General features: G+C 65.8%; 19 protein-coding genes. 12 read left to right on the top strand and 7 right to left on the bottom strand.

Features of this window, described 5'->3' with window-relative positions; genetic code table 11:
• Positions 1-29 precede the first annotated feature (29 nt).
• From JMY28_RS08515 to JMY28_RS08505, 3 genes are all read right to left on the bottom strand, one after another.
• Positions 30-887 (bottom strand): carbohydrate ABC transporter permease, encoded by an 858-nt coding sequence (locus tag JMY28_RS08515; RefSeq protein WP_201695461.1) that lies wholly within the window; start codon positions 885-887, stop codon positions 30-32.
• Entirely contained in the window at positions 877-1,818 is a 942-nt protein-coding gene (locus JMY28_RS08510; RefSeq protein WP_201695460.1) for a carbohydrate ABC transporter permease, read from the bottom strand. Before JMY28_RS08510 ends, JMY28_RS08515 begins: the two co-directional genes overlap by 11 nt.
• 124 nt (positions 1,819-1,942) lie before the next feature.
• On the bottom strand, positions 1,943-3,190 hold the full coding sequence (locus tag JMY28_RS08505) for an ABC transporter substrate-binding protein (protein WP_201695459.1): 1,248 nt from the start codon (positions 3,188-3,190) through the stop codon (positions 1,943-1,945).
• A 575-nt stretch (positions 3,191-3,765) separates the two neighbouring features.
• Between JMY28_RS08505 and zwf the strand changes: the two genes are divergently transcribed.
• The 3 genes from zwf to JMY28_RS08490 all read left to right on the top strand — a co-directional run bounded on the left by zwf (position 3,766) and on the right by JMY28_RS08490 (position 7,927).
• Positions 3,766-5,235 carry a glucose-6-phosphate dehydrogenase gene (zwf, locus tag JMY28_RS08500; protein WP_201695458.1) on the top strand — a complete coding sequence of 490 codons (1,470 nt, stop codon included), beginning with the start codon at positions 3,766-3,768 and terminating at the stop codon, positions 5,233-5,235.
• Positions 5,236-5,328: 93 nt separating this feature from the next.
• On the top strand, positions 5,329-6,030 hold the full coding sequence (pgl, locus tag JMY28_RS08495; RefSeq protein ID WP_201695457.1) for a 6-phosphogluconolactonase: 702 nt from the start codon (positions 5,329-5,331) through the stop codon (positions 6,028-6,030).
• Positions 6,011-7,927, top strand: coding sequence for a bifunctional transcriptional regulator/glucokinase (locus JMY28_RS08490; protein ID WP_201695456.1), 1,917 nt, complete (start codon positions 6,011-6,013; stop codon positions 7,925-7,927). The genes pgl and JMY28_RS08490 overlap by 20 nt, the downstream gene beginning before the upstream one ends.
• Before the next feature lie 84 nt (positions 7,928-8,011).
• On the opposite strand, the gene JMY28_RS08485 is transcribed toward JMY28_RS08490, so the two are convergent.
• Positions 8,012-9,244 carry a Bcr/CflA family multidrug efflux MFS transporter gene (locus tag JMY28_RS08485; RefSeq protein WP_201695455.1) on the bottom strand — a complete coding sequence of 411 codons (1,233 nt, stop codon included), beginning with the start codon at positions 9,242-9,244 and terminating at the stop codon, positions 8,012-8,014.
• 222 nt (positions 9,245-9,466) lie between these two features.
• Here JMY28_RS08485 and JMY28_RS08480 point away from each other — a divergent pair, with 222 nt between their 5' ends.
• The 5 genes from JMY28_RS08480 to JMY28_RS08460 all read left to right on the top strand — a co-directional run bounded on the left by JMY28_RS08480 (position 9,467) and on the right by JMY28_RS08460 (position 15,714).
• Complete coding sequence (locus JMY28_RS08480; protein ID WP_236596760.1) at positions 9,467-10,081, top strand: hypothetical protein; 615 nt, start codon at positions 9,467-9,469, stop codon at positions 10,079-10,081.
• A 194-nt stretch (positions 10,082-10,275) separates the two neighbouring features.
• Complete coding sequence (gene hemL / locus JMY28_RS08475; protein ID WP_201695454.1) at positions 10,276-11,601, top strand: glutamate-1-semialdehyde 2,1-aminomutase; 1,326 nt, start codon at positions 10,276-10,278, stop codon at positions 11,599-11,601.
• A 79-nt stretch (positions 11,602-11,680) separates the two neighbouring features.
• The gene (gene ribD, locus JMY28_RS08470) at positions 11,681-12,799 is read left to right on the top strand and encodes a bifunctional diaminohydroxyphosphoribosylaminopyrimidine deaminase/5-amino-6-(5-phosphoribosylamino)uracil reductase RibD (RefSeq protein ID WP_201695453.1); all 1,119 of its coding nucleotides are present in this window, start codon (positions 11,681-11,683) and stop codon (positions 12,797-12,799) included.
• A gap of 35 nt (positions 12,800-12,834) precedes the next feature.
• A complete protein-coding gene (locus JMY28_RS08465; protein ID WP_201695452.1) occupies positions 12,835-13,473 on the top strand; it encodes a riboflavin synthase in 639 nt (212 codons plus the stop codon).
• Positions 13,474-13,878: 405 nt separating this feature from the next.
• Entirely contained in the window at positions 13,879-15,714 is a 1,836-nt protein-coding gene (locus tag JMY28_RS08460; RefSeq protein WP_201695451.1) for an ABC transporter ATP-binding protein, read from the top strand.
• Positions 15,715-15,757: 43 nt separating this feature from the next.
• On the opposite strand, the gene JMY28_RS08455 is transcribed toward JMY28_RS08460, so the two are convergent.
• Positions 15,758-16,063, bottom strand: coding sequence for a HigA family addiction module antitoxin (locus JMY28_RS08455; protein ID WP_201695450.1), 306 nt, complete (start codon positions 16,061-16,063; stop codon positions 15,758-15,760).
• An 11-nt stretch (positions 16,064-16,074) separates the two neighbouring features.
• A complete protein-coding gene (locus JMY28_RS08450; protein ID WP_201695449.1) occupies positions 16,075-16,356 on the bottom strand; it encodes a type II toxin-antitoxin system RelE/ParE family toxin in 282 nt (93 codons plus the stop codon).
• Between the two features lie 223 nt (positions 16,357-16,579).
• On the opposite strand from JMY28_RS08450, the gene ribBA reads away from it, so the two are divergent.
• From ribBA to JMY28_RS08430, 4 genes are all read left to right on the top strand, one after another.
• Complete coding sequence (gene ribBA, locus JMY28_RS08445; protein WP_201695448.1) at positions 16,580-17,746, top strand: bifunctional 3,4-dihydroxy-2-butanone-4-phosphate synthase/GTP cyclohydrolase II; 1,167 nt, start codon at positions 16,580-16,582, stop codon at positions 17,744-17,746.
• 57 nt (positions 17,747-17,803) lie between these two features.
• Positions 17,804-18,319, top strand: coding sequence for a 6,7-dimethyl-8-ribityllumazine synthase (ribH, locus tag JMY28_RS08440; RefSeq protein WP_112171437.1), 516 nt, complete (start codon positions 17,804-17,806; stop codon positions 18,317-18,319).
• The gene (nusB, locus tag JMY28_RS08435; protein WP_201695447.1) at positions 18,316-18,750 is read left to right on the top strand and encodes a transcription antitermination factor NusB; all 435 of its coding nucleotides are present in this window, start codon (positions 18,316-18,318) and stop codon (positions 18,748-18,750) included. The genes ribH and nusB overlap by 4 nt, the downstream gene beginning before the upstream one ends.
• An 88-nt stretch (positions 18,751-18,838) precedes the next feature.
• Positions 18,839-20,032 carry a pyridoxal phosphate-dependent aminotransferase gene (locus JMY28_RS08430; protein ID WP_201695446.1) on the top strand — a complete coding sequence of 398 codons (1,194 nt, stop codon included), beginning with the start codon at positions 18,839-18,841 and terminating at the stop codon, positions 20,030-20,032.
• A 76-nt stretch (positions 20,033-20,108) separates the two neighbouring features.
• On the opposite strand, the gene JMY28_RS08425 is transcribed toward JMY28_RS08430, so the two are convergent.
• On the bottom strand, positions 20,109-21,329 hold the full coding sequence (locus JMY28_RS08425; RefSeq protein WP_201695445.1) for a transglycosylase SLT domain-containing protein: 1,221 nt from the start codon (positions 21,327-21,329) through the stop codon (positions 20,109-20,111).
• Positions 21,330-21,381 lie beyond the last annotated feature (52 nt).

Raw genomic sequence — 21,381 nt, 5'->3', positions numbered from 1 at the left:
GCTATGAATCCTTTAATCGAATGCGGGGGTTAGCCCTTCACCGCGCCCGCCGTGAGACCGCGCACGAAGTAGCGGCCGGCGATTACGTAGACGAGCAGCGTGGGCAGCGCGGCGATGATCGCGCCGGCCATGTCGACGTTGTATTCCTTCACGCCCGTGGACGTGTTCACGAGATTGTTCAGCGCCACCGTGATCGGCATCGAATCGACGCCCGAGAACACGATACCGAACAGGAAGTCATTCCAGATCTGCGTGAATTGCCAGATCAGGCACACCATGAAGATGGGCAGCGAGATCGGCATCATGATGCGCGTGAAGATCATGAAGAAGCCGGCGCCGTCGATGCGCGCGGCCTTCACGAGTTCAGCGGGCACGCTCACGTAGAAGTTGCGGAAGAACATCGTCGTGAACGCAATGCCGTACACGACGTGGACCAGCACCAGACCGCCGATCGTGTTCGAAAGGCCGAGAAAGCCCTCGAAACGCGCCATCGGCAGCAGGATGGCCTGGAACGGGATGAAGCAGCCCACCAGCAGCATCGTGAAGAGCGCGTCCGCGCCGCGAAAGCGCCAGTGCGTGAGCACGTAACCGTTGAACGCGCCGATGATCGACGAGATCAGCACGGCCGGAATCACCATCTTCACGGAGTTCATGAAGAACGGCTGCATGCCGTCACAGCGCACGCCGGTACACGCTTCGCTCCACGCCTTGATCCACGGCGCGAAGGTCGGGCTCGTGGGCAGCGAGAGCATGGTGCCCGAGTGAATCTGGTCGAGCGACTTGAACGACGTCGACAGCATCACGTAGAGCGGGAACAGGAAGTACAGCGCGAACAGGATCAGCGCCGCGTACACGACCACGCGGCTCACAGTCATCTTAGGCTGCATTGCGCGTGCTCCTCGATTCCAGATACATGAGCGGCACGAGCACGGCCACCACCGTCGCAAGCATCATCATCGACGAAGCTGCGCCGACGCCGAGCTGCCCGCGGTTGAACGAAAACGTGTACATGAAGATGGCCGGCAGCGACGACGACGTACCCGGGCCGCCCGCGGTGAGCGCGACGACGAGGTCGAACGTCTTGATCGTGATGTGGCACAGGATCAGCAGCACGGAGAAGAACACCGGACGCATGCTCGGAATCACGATCTTGCGGTAGATCGTGGGCAGCGTCGCGCCGTCTACCTGAGCGGCCTTGAAGATTTCGCTGTCGACACCGCGCAGGCCTGCCAGGAATAGCGCCATGCAAAAGCCCGTGGACTGCCACACAGCGGCGACCACGATACAGAAAATCGCGCGGTCCGGATTGTTCAGCCAGTCGAGCTGGAAGCTCGTCCAGCCGATGCTGTGCATCACTTGCTGAATGCCGAGATCCGGATTGAAAATCCACTGCCAGGCCGTGCCCGTGACGATGTACGAAAGCGCCATCGGATAAAGGAACACGGCGCGCAGCGCCCCTTCCTGACGAATCTGCTGGTCGAGCAGGATCGCGAGGAACAGCCCGAGCGCCACGCAAATCGCGATGAACGGGATGCCGAACCACCCGAGGTTCTGCGCCGACGTCCACCAGACGTCGTTGGAGAACAGCTCGCGATAGCGGTCGAGTCCCGCGAATTCATAGCGAGGCATCAGTCGCGAGGTCGAGAGCGACAAATAGCCGGTAACAAGAATGAAGCCGTAGACGAAAAAGAGGCTGATCAGGATGCTGGGCGAAAGCACCAGCTTCGGGATCCAGCGGTCTGCGAGCGCCGCCATGGGCGACGCGCGGCGGGTAGCAGGCGTGGCCGCCTTGCCGTTGCCGCTAAGAGAAGCAGTCACTGCGCAACTCCTGGTACGGTGCGAAAACAGCTTTCGCACGATGATGGGGTTCAGAGGGTGAACCGTCATGCCCGGGGTGCGCCAAGTGTGGCGCACCCCGTCTTACATCACTAACTTACGTCGATCACTTCGTCTTCGCAGCCTTCGCGAGCGCTTCCACCGCGCTCTTCGAATCCTGGTTCGAGTTCATGAACTTCGTCACGACGTCGGTGATCGCACCGGCAGCGGCGTCCGGCTGAGCCATGCCGTGCGCGAGCGACGGCACATAGCCACCGGCCTTGATCGCGGTCTGCTCATCCGCGTACGACTTCTTGGCGCAGTCGTCGAACTTGCTCATGTCGACACCCAGACGCACCGGGATCGAACCCTTGTACAGGCTGAACTGCTCCTGGAATTCCGGGCTCATGATCGTCTTCGCGAGTGCGAGCTGACCAGCCGTTGCCGCCTTCTGGCCCTTCTGCTGGAAGAACACGAACGAGTCGACGTTAAAAGTGTAGGCCTTCGCGGTGCCCGGCACTGCTGCACAGACGTAATCCGTACCCGGTTGCTTGTTCGCGTTCGCGAACTCGCCCTTCGCCCAGTCGCCCATGAACTGCATACCGGCCTTGCCGTTGATGACCATGGCCGTGGCGAGGTTCCAGTCGCGGCCCGTGCGGCCGTTATCCATGTACGACTCGATCTTGCGGACCGTGTCGAACACGCCGACCATCTGCTGCGACGTGAGGGTCTTCTGGTCGAGGTCGACGAGCGCCTTCTTGTAGAAGTCCGCGCCCTGCGAAAGGACCACGTCTTCCCACAGCGTCAGGTCTTGCCACGGCTGACCGCCGGCTGCGACCGGCTGGATGCCTGCGGCCTTGAACTTGTCAGCCAGCGCGAAGAATTCCGGCCACGTCGTCGGCGCCTTGCCGCCCACCTTGTCGAGCGCTGCCTTGTTGATCCACACCCAGTTCACGCGGTGCACCGAGAACGGTGCGGCGACGTAGTGACCGTCTGCGTGGATGATCTTGTCGATCTGCGGCGGAAGGTTGGCCTTCCAGTCGCCTGCGACGGAGTCGATCGGCACCAGCACGCCTTGCTCGGCCCATTCCTGAATCAGCGGACCCTTGATCTGGGCAGCCGAAGGCGCATTGCCCGAGATCACCTGGGTCTTCAGTGCGGTCATGGCCGCCGCGCCCGCGCCACCGGCGACCGCGAAGTCCTTCCACACATAACCCTGCTTCGTCATGTCGTCCTTGAGCACGCCAACGGCCTTCGACTCGCCGCCCGAGGTCCACCAGTGCAGCACTTCAAGAGACTCGGCCGCTTGCGCCGTGGCGACGCCACCCAACAGACCTGCTGCGCACAGGGCGCCCATGATCGCGCGGAATTTCATTGCTTATCTCCTCCAGACACCTGAACAAAAAACGATTGGCCCCTGATCGCCAGGGTGCGGTGGTTGGTCAAACAGGCAAAACAGGCAAAACACTGGACGGACGGGCGCCGGAGTGCCGCGCGCGTGCTTTTCATTAGATGCGCGCGGGCCGCGTGCCGGTTACCGGCCGCAGGACGCTCAAGAGATGAGTGGATCTGAATGCAACTTGACTGTCTCCTCTTTTGATTTTCACCGGCCAACTGGCCGGCCGAGGCGCCGCTTGCGTCACGCGGCCTTGAAGCCCCCGCACGATGGGGAACCGGGCGCACGACTCACTGGCAAGCCGGGCTGAGTCCCGCGTTGTTCTCCGTTAACATGAGGGGGCATTCCGTCCGCTCGCGAAACCGCGCAAACCGCCTTGCTGGCTGCGTTTCACGCTTTTTTCATCGAATGAACGTTACCTCTTGATTTGGATTGTAGTTAAACTACAATTCAGTGTCAAAAAAAATTTTATCGGACTACGGCCGCCCGATCGCCCACATCGATGGGCACCCGATGTAACCTGCTGCGGCCGCCCAGGACTCTGATTGAGACTCATGCAAACCCAGATCGAATCAGGTTTCACGTTCGTGCTCTTCGGCGCCACCGGCGACCTGTCGATGCGCAAGATTCTCCCAGCCCTGTATGAAGCGCACCGTTCAGGCATGCTCGCGGAGTCGGGCAAGATCGTGGGCGTCGCGCGCCACGAAGAAGATCGCGTAGCGTACATTCAGTGGGTCGACGAGCACGTCAAGCCGCATGTGACGAAGAACGGCGGCTTCGACGACAACGCGTGGGCCAGCTTCCTCGAGCGCATCGTCTATGTGAAGCTCGACCTCTCGCGCGCCGAAGACTTCACTCATTTGCGCGACGGCATTGCGTCGTTGCCCGGCATTCGTGTGTTCTATCTGGCTACGGGCCCGTCGCTGTTCGTGCCGATCTGCCGCGCGCTCGCCGCCGTCGGTCTGAACGAGAACTCGCGCATCGTGCTGGAAAAGCCGCTTGGCTACGACCTCAAGTCGTCGAATGCGATCAACGACGCCGTGGGCGAGATCTTCGCCGAAGGCCAGATCTACCGGATCGACCACTACCTCGGCAAGGAGCCGGTGCAGAACCTGCTCGCGCTGCGTTTCGGCAACGCGCTCTTCGAGCCGCTGTGGCGTCGCGAGTGGGTCGAGAGCATCCAGATCACGATTGCCGAAGAACTGGGCGTCGAGGCGCGCGGCGATTTTTATGACAACACTGGCGCGCTGCGCGACATGGTGCAAAATCACCTGTTGCAGCTGCTCTCGATCGTCGCCATGGAACCGCCGCATTCGATGGACTCGGATTCGGTGCGCGACGAGAAGCTTCGCGTGCTGCGCGCGCTCAAGCCGATCAACCCGCTCGACATCAGCAAGGTCGCGGTGCGCGGGCAGTATCACGCGGGCGTGATCCGCGGCCAGTCGGTGCCGGGCTATGCGACCGAGCATGGCGTGAAGCCCGAGAGTCACACCGAGACCTTCGTGGCGCTCAAGGTGGAGATCGAGAACTGGCGCTGGGCGGGCGTGCCCTTCTTCCTGCGCACCGGCAAGCGGCTTGCCGACCGCGTGGCCGAGATCGTCGTGAACTTCCGCCCGGTGCCGCATTCGGCGCTCGGCGCCCCGGCGCTGCGCCCAGGTGCGAACCGCCTCGTGATCCGCCTGCAGCCGAACGAGAACATCCGGCTCTACTGCCTCGCGAAGCAGCCCGGCGAAGGCATGAATCTCGCGAGCGTGCATCTGGATCTCGCGTTCGACCAGTTCTTCCGCGAAGGGCAGATGGAGGCCTACCAGCGCCTGCTGCTCGACGTGATCAACGGACGCCTCGCACTCTTCGTGCGCCGCGACGAGCAGGAAGCGGCGTGGACGTGGGTCGAACCGATCCTGAACGAGTGGGCCGCTTCGCCGCGTGCACCCAAACCGTACGCGGCCGGTACGTGGGGGCCGGCGGCGGCGAGTGCGATGCTCGCGCAGCACGGCACTTGCTGGCTCGAAGAAGAGAACTGATGGGATTGCATGGCTTCGCGCACAGTCAGCGCGAAGCCGGACCGGACAGATGAACGACCCTGTAGGCCTACAAAAAAGCAGCATGGAGGAGAAGTGATCGAGCTTCACGTATTCGACGACCCGCGCGTCCAATCCGACGCGCTGGCGCGAGCCGTGGGCGACGCGCTACATGCGTCGCTCGCCGCTCAGCAAGCGGCGCCCGGTACTACCGCGCGCCGCGCAACGCTTGCCGTCTCCGGCGGCACGAGCCCGCGCCCCTTCCTCGAGAACCTTTCGACGCACCGTTTCGACTGGGCGCACATCGATGTCACGCTCGTCGACGACCGCTGGGTGCCCGACACCGACTCCGCGAGCAACGCGCGCCTCGCGCGCGAGACGCTGCTCACGCACGAAGCGGCCAGCGCGCACTTCCTGCCGCTCGTCGATGTGGCGCAGGATCTCGACGCACACGTCGCCGCGCTCAACGCCGACCCGGCCCGCAAGCTTCCGAGCGTCGCCGTGCTCGGCATGGGCGAAGACGGCCACACGGCCTCGATTTTCGCCGATGCCCCCGAATGGCACGAAGCGATCACCACGCCGCGCCCGTTCGTGGCCGTGCATCCGCAGGCCGCGCCGCACGCGCGCGTTTCGTGGTCGATGCAGGCGCTGCGCCAGGTCGATCGGCTGTTCCTGCTGATCGCGGGACAGCGCAAGCTCGAAGTGCTGCAACAGGCCGCCGCGGCCGAACAAAACAACGCCATCTCGAAGCTGGCGAACGACAAGGGAGTGAGACTCGATGTCTACTGGTGCGCCTAATAAAAACGCCCCTGGCGCAGGCCAGCACGCCGACGGTCCGAGGCTGCTCGCCGACATCGGCGGAACCAACGCGCGCTTCGCGCTGGAAACGGGTCCGGGCGAGATCGGCCAGGTGCGCGTGTATCCGTGCGCGCAGTATCCCGGCGTGGCGGAAGTGATCCAGCAATACCTGAAGGACAACAAGATCGGCCGCGTGAATCATGCGGCCATCGCCATTGCGAATCCGGTCGACGGCGACCAGGTGCGCATGACCAATCACGACTGGACCTTCTCGATCGAAGCGACGCGCCGCGCGCTTGGCTTCGACACGCTGCTGGTCGTCAACGATTTCACCGCTCTCGCCATGGCGCTGCCCGGCTTGACCGACGCGCAGCGCGTACAGGTGGGCGGCGGCCAGCGCCGCCAGAACAGCGTGATCGGCCTGCTCGGTCCGGGCACGGGTCTGGGCGTCTCGGGTCTCATTCCCGCCGACGACCGCTGGATCGCGCTCGGCAGCGAAGGCGGCCACGCAAGCTTCTCGCCGCAGGACGAGCGCGAAGACATCGTGCTGCAGTTCGCGCGCAAGAAGTGGCCGCATGTGTCGTTCGAGCGCGTGTGCGCGGGGCCCGGCGTCGAGCTCATCTACCGCGCGCTCGCCGCACGCGACAAGAAGAAAGTGCCCGCGGATATCAACCCGGCCGAAATCGTGCAGCGTGCGCACGATGGCGAGGCGCTCGCGCTCGAAACCGTCGAATGCTTCTGCGGCATTCTCGGCAGCTTCGCGGGCAACATCGCGATGACGCTCGGTTCGCTCGGCGGCATCTATATTGGCGGTGGCGTGGTGCCGCGCCTGGGCGATCTGTTCACGCGCTCGTCGTTCCGCCAGCGCTTCGAGTCCAAAGGCCGTTTCGACGCCTATCTCGCGAACGTGCCCACCTACGTCATCACGGCGGAGTATCCGGCGTTCCTCGGCGTTTCGGCCATTCTCGCGGAGCAACTTTCGAATCGCGCGGGCGGCGGATCGTCGGCCGTGTTCGAACGCATTCGCCAGATGCGCGACGCGCTCACCCCCGCCGAGCGCCGCGTGGCCGACCTCGCGCTCAACCATCCGCGCTCGATCATCAACGATCCGATCGTCGATATCGCGCGCAAGGCCGACGTGAGCCAGCCCACGGTCATCCGGTTCTGCCGCTCGCTTGGCTGCCAGGGCCTCTCGGACTTCAAGCTCAAGCTCGCCACGGGTCTGACCGGCACGATTCCGGTGAGCCACAGCCAGGTGCATCTGGGCGACACTGCGACCGACTTCGGCGCGAAGGTGCTCGACAACACCGTCTCGGCCATCCTGCAATTGCGCGAACACCTGAACTTCGAGCAAGTCGAGAATGCGATCACGCTGCTCAATAGCGCGCGCCGCATCGAATTCTATGGCCTCGGCAACTCGCACATCGTCGCACAGGACGCACACTACAAGTTCTTCCGCTTCGGTATTCCGACCATCGCCTATGGCGACCTGTACATGCAGGCCGCTTCCGCCGCGCTGCTCGGCAAGGGCGACGTAATCGTGGCCATCTCGAAGTCGGGCCGCGCGCCAGAACTGCTGCGCGTGCTCGACGTAGCGATGCAAGCGGGCGCGAAGGTGATCGCCATCACGTCGAGCAACACGCCGCTCGCCAAGCGCGCGACCGTGGCGCTCGAAACCGATCACATCGAGATGCGCGAGTCGCAGCTTTCGATGATCTCGCGCATTCTGCACCTGCTGATGATCGACATCCTCGCGGTGGGCGTCGCGATTCGCCGCGCTTCGCCCGATGCGGACCTGGGCAACGCCGTCGAAAAGGCACGCGAGCATGCCGACGACGACGCATCGGCCGTGCTCGACTGGCTGAGCCACGGCGCATCGCCTACGGCGCGCGACTGAAGTCGACTCATTCGTCGGCTCATTCGAGCGATGAAAAAAATGGGACGCCTCGGCGTCCCATTTTCGTTTCGTGCGACGTTCCCCTCACGGCGCGGCCGCTTGCACCGTATGCGGCGCCGGCGTGCCGTGCCACTTCACGACGAGCGCGCGCCCTACCCACGTGAACAGGCCGCACACGCCGATCGTCACGCCCATGCCGAACGGTGAGATACCCGGGAACCAGCCGACCACGGCGCTTGCGAGCGCGCCGAGGGCAAGCTGCGTCGCGCCGAATACCGCCGCGGCCGCCCCCGCGTTCTTCGGATAGCGGTACATGAGATCGGTCGCGCAGTTCGCGCCGAGCAGCCCCACCACGCTCACCACGAAGAAGAGACCGAACACGATCGACCACAGCCCGCCCCAGCCCGTTACGCACATGAGCGCGACGAAGAGCGACGCGACGATGCTCACGCTTGACGCGATCGACACCATGCGAAGCGTGCCGAGACGCCCGATGAAGCGCGTGTTGAGGAAGTTGCCGAGCATGATGCCGAATACGTTCGCGCCGAAGAAGAACCCGTAGTGCTGCGGCGAAACGTGGAAATACTCGATGTAGACGAACGGCGTGGCCGAGATATAGGTGAACATTGCAGCGAACGCCATGCCGCCGCAGAGCATGTGCCCCCAGACAAGCGGATCGCGCAGCAAGCGTCCATAAGCCGCGAACGAGCGCAGCACGGCTGCGCTTTCGCGCTTTTCCGGCGGCCAGGTCTCAGGCACGCGCAGGTAGGCCGCCACGGCGCACGCGAGGCCGAAGAGCGTGAGCACGACGAACACCACGCGCCAGCCGCCGATCAGCAGCAACTGTCCGCCGATGAGTGGCGCGAGCAGCGGCCCGATCGCCGTGACGATCGCGACCATCGAGAGGACCTTGGCGGCATCCGAAGGCTCATGGGCGTCGCGCGCGATGGCCCGCGAAAGCACCGAGGCCGCGCCCGCGCCGAGCGCCTGAAGAAAGCGCACGACCACGAGTTCGCCCACGGAGAACGAGAGCCAGCAGGCAATGCTGGCCAGCGTGAAGAGCGCGATGCCGCCGAGGAGTACGGGGCGTCGGCCATAGGCATCGGAAACCGGGCCGTAGAGCAGCATGCCGATCGAGAAGCCGGCCATGAAGCTCGTGAGCGTCGAGGCCGCGGCGGCGGCGCTCACACCGAACGACTGCGCGATGGCAGGCAGGCTTGGCAGATACATGTCGGTGGCGAGCGGGCCACAGGCGGCGAGTGCGCCCAGCAACAGGATCAGCCGGCCATCGGGTCGGCGGCGCGGGGAATGGGACATGTGGTGTGTATGGCGGCGGAGCGCGCGCGGCTCGCGCGGTCTCGATGTCATGGGCCGATTTATCCGTCGCTGCGGGAGCGGACAAAAACGGCAGCGCAGTGCCGTCGAATTGTACCTGACGCCCCTTATCCGCCCTTCGCTGCCCTTCGCCGCGCCCCATGCGGCATCGCCGCGGCTTTGCGCTAAGCTGCCCGCTTTCGTTCAACTTGCCGCGTCACCGATATGACCGCCTTCCTGCTCATCTGGAGCCCCAAGAAGTGGCCCTGGCCCGAACTGCCCGACTTCGCGCGCCGGGTGCGCGCCGGGGAAGCCGTCGCCGACAGCTGGGGATGCGGCTTCGCGCGCGGTATCCTGCCGGGCGACCGGGTGTTCCTGCACCGCGTCGCCACCGAGCCGCGCGGGCTCTTCGCTTCCGGCTACGTCACGCGAGCGCCCTACGAGGTGCAGGACGCCACGTACAAGCGCGGCTACAGGCTGTGCATCGATTTCGTCTACGACTGGCTCGTCGACGCGGGGCAGGAAGTGGTCATCGCGCGCAATGATTTGCGGCCCCACCCGTTTTCGATCCAGACCTGGGACGCACAGAGTTCCGGCACGGTCATCAAGCCGGTTGCCGAAGGCGCGCTGGAAAAGCGCTGGGCGGAGTTGACCGGGCGGCGGCCGATGCCGGCGCCCGCTCTTGCGGCCATGCAGGCATGGCACGACGCGCAGATGGCATCGGCGGCGAAAAATGAACCAGCACCGGGCGCGACTCGACCCGCCCGCAAACGAGCCGCCGTGAAAGTCGACCCGCGCGACGTGGCGCCGCACCTCGCGCCGCCAGATCCGCAAACGTAGGCGGCAAAAGCGCTGAATCCGGCCGCCCGGCGAATGCCCAAGCCAACCCGGGGCTCCGGCCCGATCCGCGCGACTCCGGTACAATTTCGAGAGAACAGCCCCATCGCCCGCGCCCTTGCGGCGCCGCATGGGTCCGTACGCCGGCCCGTTTCGTCAGCGCCGCGCGCCACACCACTTTCGCAGGTCCAGCACTCATGTCCAGCACCCAGTCCAGCACGCCGAACCGCAACGAAGCCCTCTTCGCACGCGCCCAGCGCACCATTCCGGGCGGCGTGAATTCGCCCGTGCGCGCGTTCCGCTCGGTCGGCGGCACACCGCGCTTCATCGAGCGCGCGCAAGGCCCGTACTTCTGGGACGCCGAAGGCAAGCGCTATATCGACTACATCGGCTCGTGGGGCCCGATGATCGTCGGCCACGTGCATCCGGAAGTGCTCGAAGCCGTGCAGCGCGTGCTCGCGAACGGCTTCTCGTTTGGCGCGCCCACCGAGGCCGAGATCGAGATCGCCGAGGAAATCTGCAAGATCGTCCCGTCGATGGAGCAAGTGCGCATGGTGTCGAGCGGCACCGAGGCGACCATGAGTGCGCTGCGTCTCGCGCGCGGTTTCACGAAGCGCGATCGCATCGTGAAGTTCGAAGGCTGCTACCACGGCCACGCCGACAGCCTGCTCGTGAAGGCGGGCTCGGGCCTCCTCACGTTCGGCAACCCGACTTCGGCGGGCGTGCCCGTGGACATCGCGAAGCACACCACAGTGCTCGAATACAACAACGTCGCGGCGCTCGAAGAAGCGTTCAAGGCGTTCGGCGACGAGATCGCCGCGGTGATCGTCGAGCCGGTCGCGGGCAACATGAACCTCGTGAAGGCCACGCCCGAATTCATCGGCGCGCTGCGCAGCCTGACGGCGAAGCACGGCAGCGTGCTGATCTTCGACGAAGTGATGTGCGGTTTCCGCGTCGGTCTGCGTGGTGCGCAGGCGCTGTATGGCGTCGAGGCGGATATGGTGTGCCTCGGCAAGGTGATCGGCGGCGGTATGCCTGCAGCAGCGTTCGGCGGCCGTCGCGAGATCATGGATCACCTCGCGCCCAACGGCACGGTGTACCAGGCGGGCACGCTTTCGGGCAACCCGATCGCGGTCGCGGCGGGTCTGAAGACACTGCAGCTCATCCAGGCGCCCGGTTTCTACGAGCAGCTCACGGCGAAGACCGAACGGCTCGTGAAGGGGCTAACCGCTGCAGCGAGCGAAACGAAGGTGCCGTTTGTTGCGGATTCGGTGGGCGGCATGTTCGGCCTCTATTTCGCGGACAAGGTGCCGGGCAGCTTCGCCGAGGTCACGAAGAGCGACATCGCGAGCTTCAACCGCTTCTTCCACCGCATGCTGGACGCGGGCGTCTACTTCGCCCCTTCGGCCTACGAGGCAGGCTTCGTTTCGAGCGCCCACAACGACGCGATCCTCGACGAGACGATCGCCGCGGCGCGCAGTGCGTTCGCCGCGCAAGCCGCGGCTGAAAACGTGACGCAATAAGGCCTCACGCTATCGACAGCCGGCGCGGCGCGCGCCTCGCCGGCCCCCACCCGACCGCCGCCCGAGAGAAAGCCCGACGATGTTTTCGCAATCCGATTTCGTCCACATGGAGCGTGCGCTCGCGCTCGCGCAGCGCGGCCTGTACACGACCGACCCGAACCCGCGCGTGGGCTGCGTGCTGGTGAAGGACGGCGTGGTGATCGGCGAGGGCTTCACGCAGCCGGCCGGCCAGGATCACGCCGAAATCCAGGCGATGAAGGACGCCCGCGCGCGCGGCCACGACCTGCGCGGGGCGACGGCCTATGTGACGCTCGAGCCGTGCAGCCACTTCGGCCGCACGCCGCCCTGCGCGAACGCGTTGATCGAAGCGAAGGTCGGGCGCGTGATCGCGGCGATGGAAGACCCGAACCCGCTCGTGTCAGGGCGCGGCCTTTCGATCCTGCGCGACGCGGGTATCGACGTGCGTTGCGGGCTGCTGGCCAACGAGGCGCGGGAGCTGAATATCGGCTTCGTTTCGCGCATGACGCGCAAGCGCCCGTGGGTGCGCATGAAGGTGGCCGCATCACTCGACGGCCGCACGGGCCTGCCCTCGGGCGAAAGCCAATGGATCACGGGCGAAGCCGCGCGCGCCGACGGCCACGCCTGGCGCGCGCGCGCCTCGGCCATCCTCACGGGTATCGGCACGGTAAAGGAAGACGATCCGCGTATGACCGTGCGCGCCGTCGACACGCCACGTCAGCCCAAACGCGTGCTGATCGACAGCCGGCTCGACGCCTCGCCGCTCGCGCAAATCTTCGTGGGCGCGCCGACGCTCGTGTTCTGCGCGGCGCTCGACGCGAGCAACGAAGAACGCGCCGAAGCGCTGCGCGTGCGCGGCGCCGAAATCGTTGCGCTCGGCAACGATCAGGGCAAGGTCGATCTGCCGGCCATGCTCACGGAACTCGCCGCGCGCGGCGTGAACGAACTGCACGTGGAAGCCGGCTACAAGCTCAACGGGTCGCTCCTGCGCGAAGGCTGCGTGGATGAGTTGCTCGTGTACGTGGCGCCTTCGCTGCTCGGGACGAACTCGCTCGGCATGATCGACATCGCCGCGCCCGCGACGCTCGACGAGCGCACGCGCCTCGCATTTCATTCCGTCGATCGTCTCGGCGGCGACCTGCGCATTCTTGCGCGTGTCGTCACGACGCAAGACGCCTGACCCTCACTGATGCACTGAACACAAGGAATAGCACGATGTTTACCGGAATCGTCGCGGCAGTGGGCCGCATCGAATCGATCAAACCGCTCGGCACACAGGCCGACGCCGGCGTGCGCCTGAACGTCAACGCGGGCAGCCTCGACCTCGACGACGTGCAGCTCGGCGACAGCATCGCGATCCAGGGCGCGTGCATGACCGTCATCGAGAAGTCGGCAACGAGCTTCGACGTCGATGTTTCGCGCGAAAGCCTGAACCGCACCGTGGGCCTCGCGGCAACGGGCGAAGTGAACCTCGAAAAGGCGCTGCGCGCGAACGACCGGCTGGGCGGCCACATCGTCTCGGGTCACGTGGACGGTCTTGGCACCGTCACGCGCTTTGCGCCCGTGGGCGAGTCGCACGAGCTGCGCATTCTCGCAACGCCGGAAATCGGTCGCTATCTCGCCTACAAGGGCTCGATCACCGTGAACGGCGTGAGCCTCACGGTCAACTCGGTCGACGATCGCGCGGATGGCTGCGAATTCTCGATCAATCTGATCCCGCACACCGTGGAAGTGACCACGCTCAAGCATCTTCGGGCTGGCACGAAGGTGAATCTTGAGATCGACCTGATTGCGCGGTATGTGGAGCGGATGCTCTCCGCCGAGAAGGCAGCAGATTCGGCCTCGAAAGACTAAAAGCCGCTGAGCCAGCGCAAGTCATGCCCCGCAGGCGCGCGAGCACGCGCGCCGGGGCACTGATAGAATCTAGCCTTTCCCTACGCGCTCGCCGCTCGGCGTGCCGCGTTTCCATCACCCGAATCGAACAAGGAGGCACAGATGGCAACGATTGAAACGAGCGCCGCCATGCCGATGGTCCGGGTGATGTTGCAAGTTGCGTCCCGCCACGCAGCCTTCCCGCTTCCAGCGCAGCCATAGCGCGTCCCGCGCGGCATGTTTTTAAACGCCGCGCCGTATTTCTGAGAATTCGAGGTCAGGCCGTCCGGCAACGTATGCCAGGGCGTGCGAATCCCGTTTTCCGACTTAACGCTTCATGCTTCCTTCAGGAGAGTCTTCGGGCGTCACGTCCGGAGCATGCTGTCCATGACAGAGCTAAATAACAAACCCGAATCGGGCGGACAAACGTTCCGCAAGGTCCTCGGCTTCACCTTCCGGCACTGGACGCGCCAGCCTGCGCGCGTCACGACCGTCGCGCTCGCCTCGCTGCTCGGCGCGCTCGCAGACGTGCTCACGCCGCACTACGCAGGCCAGCTCGTCGACGCCCTCACCCACAACGGCGCCGCCAGCAGCGCCGCCGCCTGGCATGCGGCGGTGGTCGCGTTCTGGGCGCTCACGGCGCTCGGGCTCGGCGGCACGATCATGCGGCAGGCCGCGTACCGCAACATCATCACGCTGACGCTGCGCATGATGAGCGAGATCGCCACGCAGGCATTTCACCGCGTGCAGCGCTTCTCGACGGACTGGCACGCGAACAGCTTCGCGGGTTCCACGGTGCGCAAGGTCACACGCGGCATGTGGGCACTCGACCTGCTCAACGACACGCTCCTCGTTGCCCTCTTCCCGTCGCTCGTCATGCTGGTCGGCTCGACCATCCTGCTCGCGGTGCAGTGGCATGTGATGGGCCTCGTGGTCGGCCTCGGCTCGGCGGTGTATCTGGCGATCACAGTCTCGCTGTCGCTCTTTTACGTTGCACCTTCGGCCCGGCTCGCGAATCAGTGGGACACGAAAATGGGCGGCGCGCTCGCCGACGCCATTTCGTGCAACGCCGTCGTGAAAGCCTTCGGCGCGGAAACGCGCGAGGAGGCGCGGCTCGCGCGCGTCGTATCGAAGTGGAGCAGCCGCACGCGACGCACGTGGCAGCGCGGCACGCTCAACGGCGGCGTGCAGGGCGCGCTGCTCGTCGGCATGCAGGCGGCTATCCTCGGTGCGGCGCTGCTGCTTTGGGCACGCGGTCTCGCGAGCATTGGCGACATTACGTTCGCGCTCACGCTGTTCTTCCTGCTCAAGGGTTATCTGCGCGATGTGGGCATGCACGTGCGCAACCTGCAGCGCTCGGTCAACGACATGGAAGAGCTCGTCACGCTCGACGCGTCGCCGCTCGGCATCGAAGACCAGCCCGACGCGCCGCCCATCGTGGTCGATCAGGGTGACATCCGCTTCGAGAACATGACGTTCCGCTATGGCGCGCACGCGGATGCGAGGGCGCTCTACGATAACCTCACGCTGCGCATCGCGCCGGGCGAGCGCGTGGGCCTGGTCGGTCATTCGGGCTCCGGCAAGACCACGCTCATCAAGCTGATCCAGCGTCTTTACGACGTTTCCGGCGGGCGCATCACGATCGACGGCCAGGACATTGCGCGCGTACAGCAGGCGTCGCTGCGCTCGCAGATCGCCATCGTGCAGCAGGAGCCGGTGCTGTTCCACCGCTCGCTTGCCGAGAACATCGCTTACGCACGGCCTGGCGCCACGCACGCCGAAATCGAGCGCGCAGCGAAGCTTGCGAGCGCCCACGACTTCATCATGGCGCTGCCGCACGGCTACGACACGCTCGTGGGCGAACGCGGCGTGAAGCTCTCGGGCGGCGAGCGCCAGCGCGTGGCGATCGCGCGCGCGTTCCTCGCGAATGCACCGATCCTGATTTTCGACGAGGCGACGTCGAGTCTCGACAGCGAAAGCGAAGTGCTGATTCAGCACGCCATGGAGCGGCTCATGGAGGGCCGCACGACCGTGGTCGTCGCACACCGGCTTTCGACCGTGCGCGCGCTTGACCGGCTGCTGGTGCTCGAGCGCGGACGCGTAGCGGAGGAAGGCACGCACGACGCGCTCGTGCGCCGCGAAAACGGCCTGTACCGGCGGCTGTTCGAGCGCCAGGCGCTGGAACTGACGAAGGGGCTCGCCGACGACGTGATCCTGCGCTGAAGCGACACGCCTTCGCGCTCGCGCGCTCCCGCCGCAAGCCGGCTCAGGCGCCGACTGCGCGCGCGTGCGGCGTGATGCGCGCGAGCACCTCGGCAAGCGCCTCGCTCGCGATTTCAGTGTCGTAGTGGGCCTGCAAATCCATCCAGCTGCGCGCGTCGGTGCCGAAATAGACCGCGAGGCGCACTGCCGTGTCCGCCGTGATGGCGCGCTTGCCGAGCACGATCTCGTTGATACGGCGCGGCGGCACGTCGATCGCCTTGGCGAGCGCGTACTGGCTGATGCCCATCGGCTTGAGCCACTCTTCGTTCAGAATCTCGCCCGGCGTGGCAAGCGGTACTTCACGTGCCATGGTTTTGCTCCTCAGTGATAGTCCACGATGCGTACGTCCGATGCCTCGCCGCCCGCGAAATGAAAGCAGATTCGCCATTGCGCATTGACGCGGATGCTGTACCAGCCTTCCAGCTCCGCGGAGAGACTCTCCAGCCGGTTGCCCGGCGGCGCCCTCAGGAACGCGAGCGTAGCGGCCGCATGGATCTGCTGGAGCTTGCGCATAGCGACCGTTTCAATCGCAACGAAGCGGGCGACGCGTCGCCCGGCAAAAAACGCCGCGGTGTCGCGGCAGGCAAAGGAAGTAATCGGCATAAATAGTAACGCGTTACGTTAATAACGTCAAGCGTTACTAGTGTGAGATCGACGCGATTCGCGCACCAGTCGGCCGTTCGGCCAACATCGGCAGTCGCTCGCCGCCGTCCCGGCGCGCCGGAACACAGGGCCACCGAGCAAAAGGCGCTGCGCCGCCCCGCGTTCTGGGCGACGCGTCCGCCCGCGTGGCGTAAAATGTGGCCTTTCCAGCCAGAATCCCAACATGACGCTCGCCTCCACCCCTGAGATCATCGCCGAGCTCAAAGCCGGCAAGATGGTCATCCTCGTCGACGAAGAAGACCGGGAAAACGAGGGCGACCTCGTCATCGCTGCGGAGTTCGTCACGCCTGAAGCCATCAACTTCATGGCGAAGTACGGCCGCGGGCTGATCTGCCTCACGCTCACCCAGGAGCGCTGCAAGCTGCTCAACCTGCCGCTCATGACCTACCGCAACGGCACACAGTACGGCACGGCGTTCACGGTCAGCATCGAGGCCGCGGAAGGCGTCACGACCGGCATTTCCGCCGCCGACCGCGCCCGCACGATCCGGGCAGCCGTCGCGCACGACGCGCGCGCCGAGCACATCGTGCAGCCCGGCCACGTGTTCCCGATCATGGCGCAGCCGGGCGGCGTGCTCGTGCGCGCGGGCCACACCGAAGCGGGCTGCGACTTCACGGCGCTCGCGGGGTTGACGCCTGCCTCGGTGATCTGCGAGGTCATCAAGGACGACGGGACGATGGCGCGCCTGCCTGACCTCATGGAGTTCGCGCAGGAACACGGTCTGAAGGTCGGCACCATCGCCGACCTGATCCACTATCGCAGCCGCACCGAATCGATCGTCGAGCGCGTGTCCGAGCGCACCATGCATACCGCGCATGGCCCGTTCCGCGCGATCATGTACGTCGATCACCCCACGCGCACCCCGCACATCGCGCTCGTGCGCGGCACGCCGCAGCCCGGCATTGACACGCCCGTGCGCGTGCACGAGCCGCTCTCGGTGCTGGACCTGCTCGAAACGGGCTCGTCCACGCATTCGTGGACGCTCGACGCCGCCATGCGCGAGATCGCCTCGCGCGACGTGGGCGTCATCGTCATGCTCAACTGCGGCGAACCCAAGGAACATCTGATCGACGTCTTCAAGGCGTTCGACCAGAAAGAGCGCGCGGAGGCGCTCGCCCGCCGGCCCGTGGACTTCAAGACCTACGGCATCGGCGCGCAGATCCTGCGCGAACTCGGCGTGGGCCGCATGCAGGTACTCTCGAAGCCGCGGCGCCTCGGCAGCATGTCGGGCTACGGCCTCGAAGTCACCGGCTTCGTGCCGATGCCCGGCGGCAACGCAGAAGCGCCCTGCCCGCCGGATGCCGCTGACCCTGCCTCGTCGCGCGCCTGAAGTCGCATCGCGCTCTTTTCACGCGTCACCACGCTCAACCGAACTTACGGACACCACATGGAAATCGGACAATACCAACCGAACCTCGACGGCGACGGACTGCGCATCGGCATCGTCCAGTCGCGCTTTAACGAACCCGTCTGCAATGGCCTCGCCGACGCCTGCATCGAAGAACTCGAACGCCTTGGCGTAACGGGCGAAGACGTGCTGCTCGTCACCGTGCCGGGCGCACTCGAAATCCCGCTCGCGCTGCAAAAGCTCGCCGAAAGCGGCCAGTTCGACGCCCTGATCGCGCTCGGCGCGGTCGTGCGCGGCGAGACGTACCACTTCGAGCTCGTCTCGAACGAAAGCGGCTCGGGCATCTCGCGCGTCTCGCTCGACTTCAACGTGCCTATCGCGAACGCCGTGCTCACCACCGAGAACGACGAGCAGGCCGTGGCCCGCATGACCGAAAAGGGCCGTGACGCCGCGCGTGTCGCCGTGGAAATGGCGAACCTGACGGTGGCGTTGGAGCAGCTCGACGGCGGCGACGACGACGAAGAAGACGAGGAAGACGAAGAGGAACAGCAATGAAGAGCGCGCGCCGCCGCTCCCGCGAACTGGCCACGCAGGGGTTGTATCAGTGGCTGCTGTCGGGTGTGCCCGCCGGCGAGATCGACGCGCAGCTGCGCGGTTCGCAGGGCTACGACAAGGCCGATCACGAGCATCTGGATGCGATCCTGAACGGCGTCATCCGCGAGTCGGACGAACTGTCCGCCTCCATCACGCCGTGCCTCGACCGTCCGATCGAGCAGCTTTCGCCCGTCGAACGCGCGGTGCTGCTCGTCGCGACCTATGAGTTCAAGCATCACGTCGACATTCCGTACCGCGTCGTGATCAACGAGGCAGTCGAGCTCACGAAGACCTTTGGCGGCTCGGACGGCTACAAGTACGTGAACGGCGTGCTCGACAAGCTCGCGGCGCAACTGCGCGCCACCGAAGCGCAAAACGCCCGCAAGTCATAAGAACGCGAGCCGCCGGGGCAAGCGGGTGCGCCTGAGCGCCCTGCCCCGCGCGCCGCGCGCGTGATCTGTCAGTACTGGAAATACCCGCATGAACACCGTTGCCGAACCGCTGCTGCGGCTAGCCGCGCGCGTCGACGAGATCCAGCCTTTCTACGTCATGGAACTGGCGAAGGAAGCCGCGAAGCTCGAGCGCGCTGGACGCGACATCATCCACATGGGTATCGGCGAGCCGGACTTCACGGCGCCCGAGCCCGTCGTCGAGGCCGCCGCCGCCGCACTGCGCCGCGGCGTCACCCAATACACGAGCGCACTCGGTATCCACGCGCTGCGCGAGGCGATCGCCGCGCACTATCAGCACGCGTACGGCCTGACTGTCGACCCCGCGCGCATCGTTGTGACGGCGGGCGCCTCGGCGGCGCTCTTGCTCGCGTGCACGGCGCTCGTCGACCGCGACGACGAAGTGCTGATGCCCGACCCCTGCTATCCGTGCAACCGGCACTTCGTGGCCGCCGCGGAAGGCAAGCCGGTGCTCGTGCCGAGCGGCCCGCAAGCGCGCTACCAGCTCACCGCCGCCGATGTCGAGCGCCTGTGGTCGCCGCGCACGCGCGGCGTGCTGCTCGCCTCGCCGTCGAACCCTACCGGCACGTCGATCGAGCCCGCCGAACTCAAGCGCATCGTGCAAACCGTACGCGCGCGCGGCGGCTTCACGATCGTCGACGAGATCTATCAGGGACTGTCGTACGACGCGCCGCCCGTCTCCGCTCTTTCGTTCGGCGACGACGTGGTGACCGTCAACAGCTTCTCGAAGTACTTCAACATGACTGGCTGGCGACTGGGCTGGCTCGTGGTGCCCCCCTCGCTCACCGGTGCGTTCGAGAAGCTCGCGCAGAACCTGTTCATCTGCGCGTCGGCGCTCGCGCAGCATGCTGCGCTCGCCTGCTTCGAGCCGGACACGCTCAAGATCTACGAAGCACGCCGGCTGGAATTCAAGCGCCGCCGCGACTTCATCGCACCGGCGCTCGAGTCGCTCGGCTTCACGGTGCCCGTGATGCCCGACGGCGCGTTCTACGTCTACGCCGACTGCTCGAATGTCACGCACCGCGCCGCCGGCGACAGCGACGCGCTCACCCGCGCGATGCTGCACGACGCGGGCACGGTCATGGTGCCCGGCATGGACTTTGGCGTCGCCGCGCCGCGCCAGTACGTGCGGCTCTCGTATGCCACGGCGTACGAGCGCCTGGAAGAAGCGGTCGACAGGTTGCATACGTTCTTCGGCCGCTGATCCGTACGGGTCGCGCAATAGAAAAAAGGCACCCGAGGGTGCCTTTTTCGTTGCGTCCGATCTTTCAGCTAGATACTCAAGCGCCCAGTTCCGGCGAACCGTGCTTCTGGGCCGTCGTGCTCGTGCTGGCGTCGTCCTGATCGGAACCGCTGTTCGCCGACGACTTCTCGACGATCGCATGGGCGCTGTCGAGCGTCACGTGCACACGCTTCTCGCCGTTGATGCTCGCCACTTTCTGCGGCGCAGGCGCGCTAGCCGTGCTGGTGACGGGCGCCTGCGGCGCATTGATCGGCACGTTGCGGCCGCGGGCGACGTCGCGCAGACGCCCGCGCTCGGCCATCACCTTGGCACCGTAGCCACCGTCGTCGGGCGTACTCGAACCGACGTAGAGGCGCAGGCCGCCCGGCAGCGAACCGCCGCGCGCGATGCAATCCTTGAGCACCAGCGCACCGACCTTGATGTTCGCGAGCGGATCGAGTGCCGCGCGCTGGCCGCCGAAGTACTGGAACTTGTCCGAATGCACCTTCGACATGACCTGCATGAGGCCCTGCGCGCCCACACCGCTTTCGGCGTAAGGGTTGAAGCCCGATTCGATCGCCATCACGGCGAGCAGCAGCAGCGGATCGAGCCCCACTTCACGACCGGTGTCGAACGCCGCTTTCACGAGTTCGCCAACCGGCTCCTGCGCCACACGGTAGCGGCGCGCCAGATAGGTAGCAACGAGCGCCTGCTCGCGCGCCGAGACGAGCACGCGGTCGTCGCGTGCGTCGGGTGTGATGCGCTGGGGCGGAATCATGCGCGCCAGCGAGCCGACGCTGGTGGGCAGCGCGCGCGGATCGAGGCCGTTGAGCGTCACGGCGTCGAGTGTGGCGATCCCGCCGTTCGACACCGAGGTCGCAACCTTCGCGACCGTGCCGTTGGAGCCCGCGAGCGAAATGCCCGTGGCGCCGACAGGGCCGGTCGCATTGGCATCAGGCGCGAGCGCCGTGGGCAGCATCGCGCCGTCGGCGTTGTCGTCGTTGGTCGCGACACCAGGGGGCGCGAACGAGGGCAGCGGGTTGCCTTGCAGCAGACGTGCCGGGCCGGCCTGCACTGCTGCAGAGACGAAGGGCATCACGCGAGCGGCCAGCGTGCCGCGCCACGTGGGCAGCAGCCAGACGGCAACCGCGAGCACAACGGCACAGCCACCAACGATGCTGAACAAGTGATGGCTGAGGCGCGTGCCACGACGCAGCAGCGCACGCAGGCCAAGCGCTACACGCTCGTCGGCGCGCCACCACGATAACCAGGTATTCATCTACAGATCTCCCCATGTTGCATGATCCGGCAGCGGGGTCGGCACGAGGCAG

Origin of the sequence: Paraburkholderia hiiakae, assembly GCF_904848665.1 — a bacterium.
Lineage (GTDB): Bacteria > Pseudomonadota > Gammaproteobacteria > Burkholderiales > Burkholderiaceae > Paraburkholderia > Paraburkholderia hiiakae.
This window is presented reverse-complemented; position numbering and strand designations above follow the sequence as displayed.

Excerpts from the sequence above, each read along its gene's own strand:
- JMY28_RS08505 (WP_201695459.1), bottom strand. The coding sequence starts at position 3,190 with ATGAAATTCCGCGCGATCATGGGCGCCCTGTGCGCAGCAGGTCTGTTG.
- JMY28_RS08430 (WP_201695446.1), top strand. The coding sequence starts at position 18,839 with ATGAACACCGTTGCCGAACCGCTGCTGCGGCTAGCCGCGCGCGTCGAC.
- JMY28_RS08480 (WP_236596760.1), top strand. The coding sequence starts at position 9,467 with ATGACCGCCTTCCTGCTCATCTGGAGCCCCAAGAAGTGGCCCTGGCCC.
- ribD (WP_201695453.1), top strand. The coding sequence starts at position 11,681 with ATGTTTTCGCAATCCGATTTCGTCCACATGGAGCGTGCGCTCGCGCTC.
- JMY28_RS08460 (WP_201695451.1), top strand. The coding sequence starts at position 13,879 with ATGACAGAGCTAAATAACAAACCCGAATCGGGCGGACAAACGTTCCGC.
- nusB (WP_201695447.1), top strand. The coding sequence starts at position 18,316 with ATGAAGAGCGCGCGCCGCCGCTCCCGCGAACTGGCCACGCAGGGGTTG.
- ribBA (WP_201695448.1), top strand. The coding sequence starts at position 16,580 with ATGACGCTCGCCTCCACCCCTGAGATCATCGCCGAGCTCAAAGCCGGC.
- JMY28_RS08465 (WP_201695452.1), top strand. The coding sequence starts at position 12,835 with ATGTTTACCGGAATCGTCGCGGCAGTGGGCCGCATCGAATCGATCAAA.
- ribH (WP_112171437.1), top strand. The coding sequence starts at position 17,804 with ATGGAAATCGGACAATACCAACCGAACCTCGACGGCGACGGACTGCGC.
- JMY28_RS08490 (WP_201695456.1), top strand. The coding sequence starts at position 6,011 with ATGTCTACTGGTGCGCCTAATAAAAACGCCCCTGGCGCAGGCCAGCAC.
- hemL (WP_201695454.1), top strand. The coding sequence starts at position 10,276 with ATGTCCAGCACCCAGTCCAGCACGCCGAACCGCAACGAAGCCCTCTTC.
- JMY28_RS08515 (WP_201695461.1), bottom strand. The coding sequence starts at position 887 with ATGCAGCCTAAGATGACTGTGAGCCGCGTGGTCGTGTACGCGGCGCTG.
- zwf (WP_201695458.1), top strand. The coding sequence starts at position 3,766 with ATGCAAACCCAGATCGAATCAGGTTTCACGTTCGTGCTCTTCGGCGCC.
- JMY28_RS08425 (WP_201695445.1), bottom strand. The coding sequence starts at position 21,329 with ATGAATACCTGGTTATCGTGGTGGCGCGCCGACGAGCGTGTAGCGCTT.
- JMY28_RS08455 (WP_201695450.1), bottom strand. The coding sequence starts at position 16,063 with ATGGCACGTGAAGTACCGCTTGCCACGCCGGGCGAGATTCTGAACGAA.
- JMY28_RS08450 (WP_201695449.1), bottom strand. The coding sequence starts at position 16,356 with ATGCCGATTACTTCCTTTGCCTGCCGCGACACCGCGGCGTTTTTTGCC.
- JMY28_RS08485 (WP_201695455.1), bottom strand. The coding sequence starts at position 9,244 with ATGTCCCATTCCCCGCGCCGCCGACCCGATGGCCGGCTGATCCTGTTG.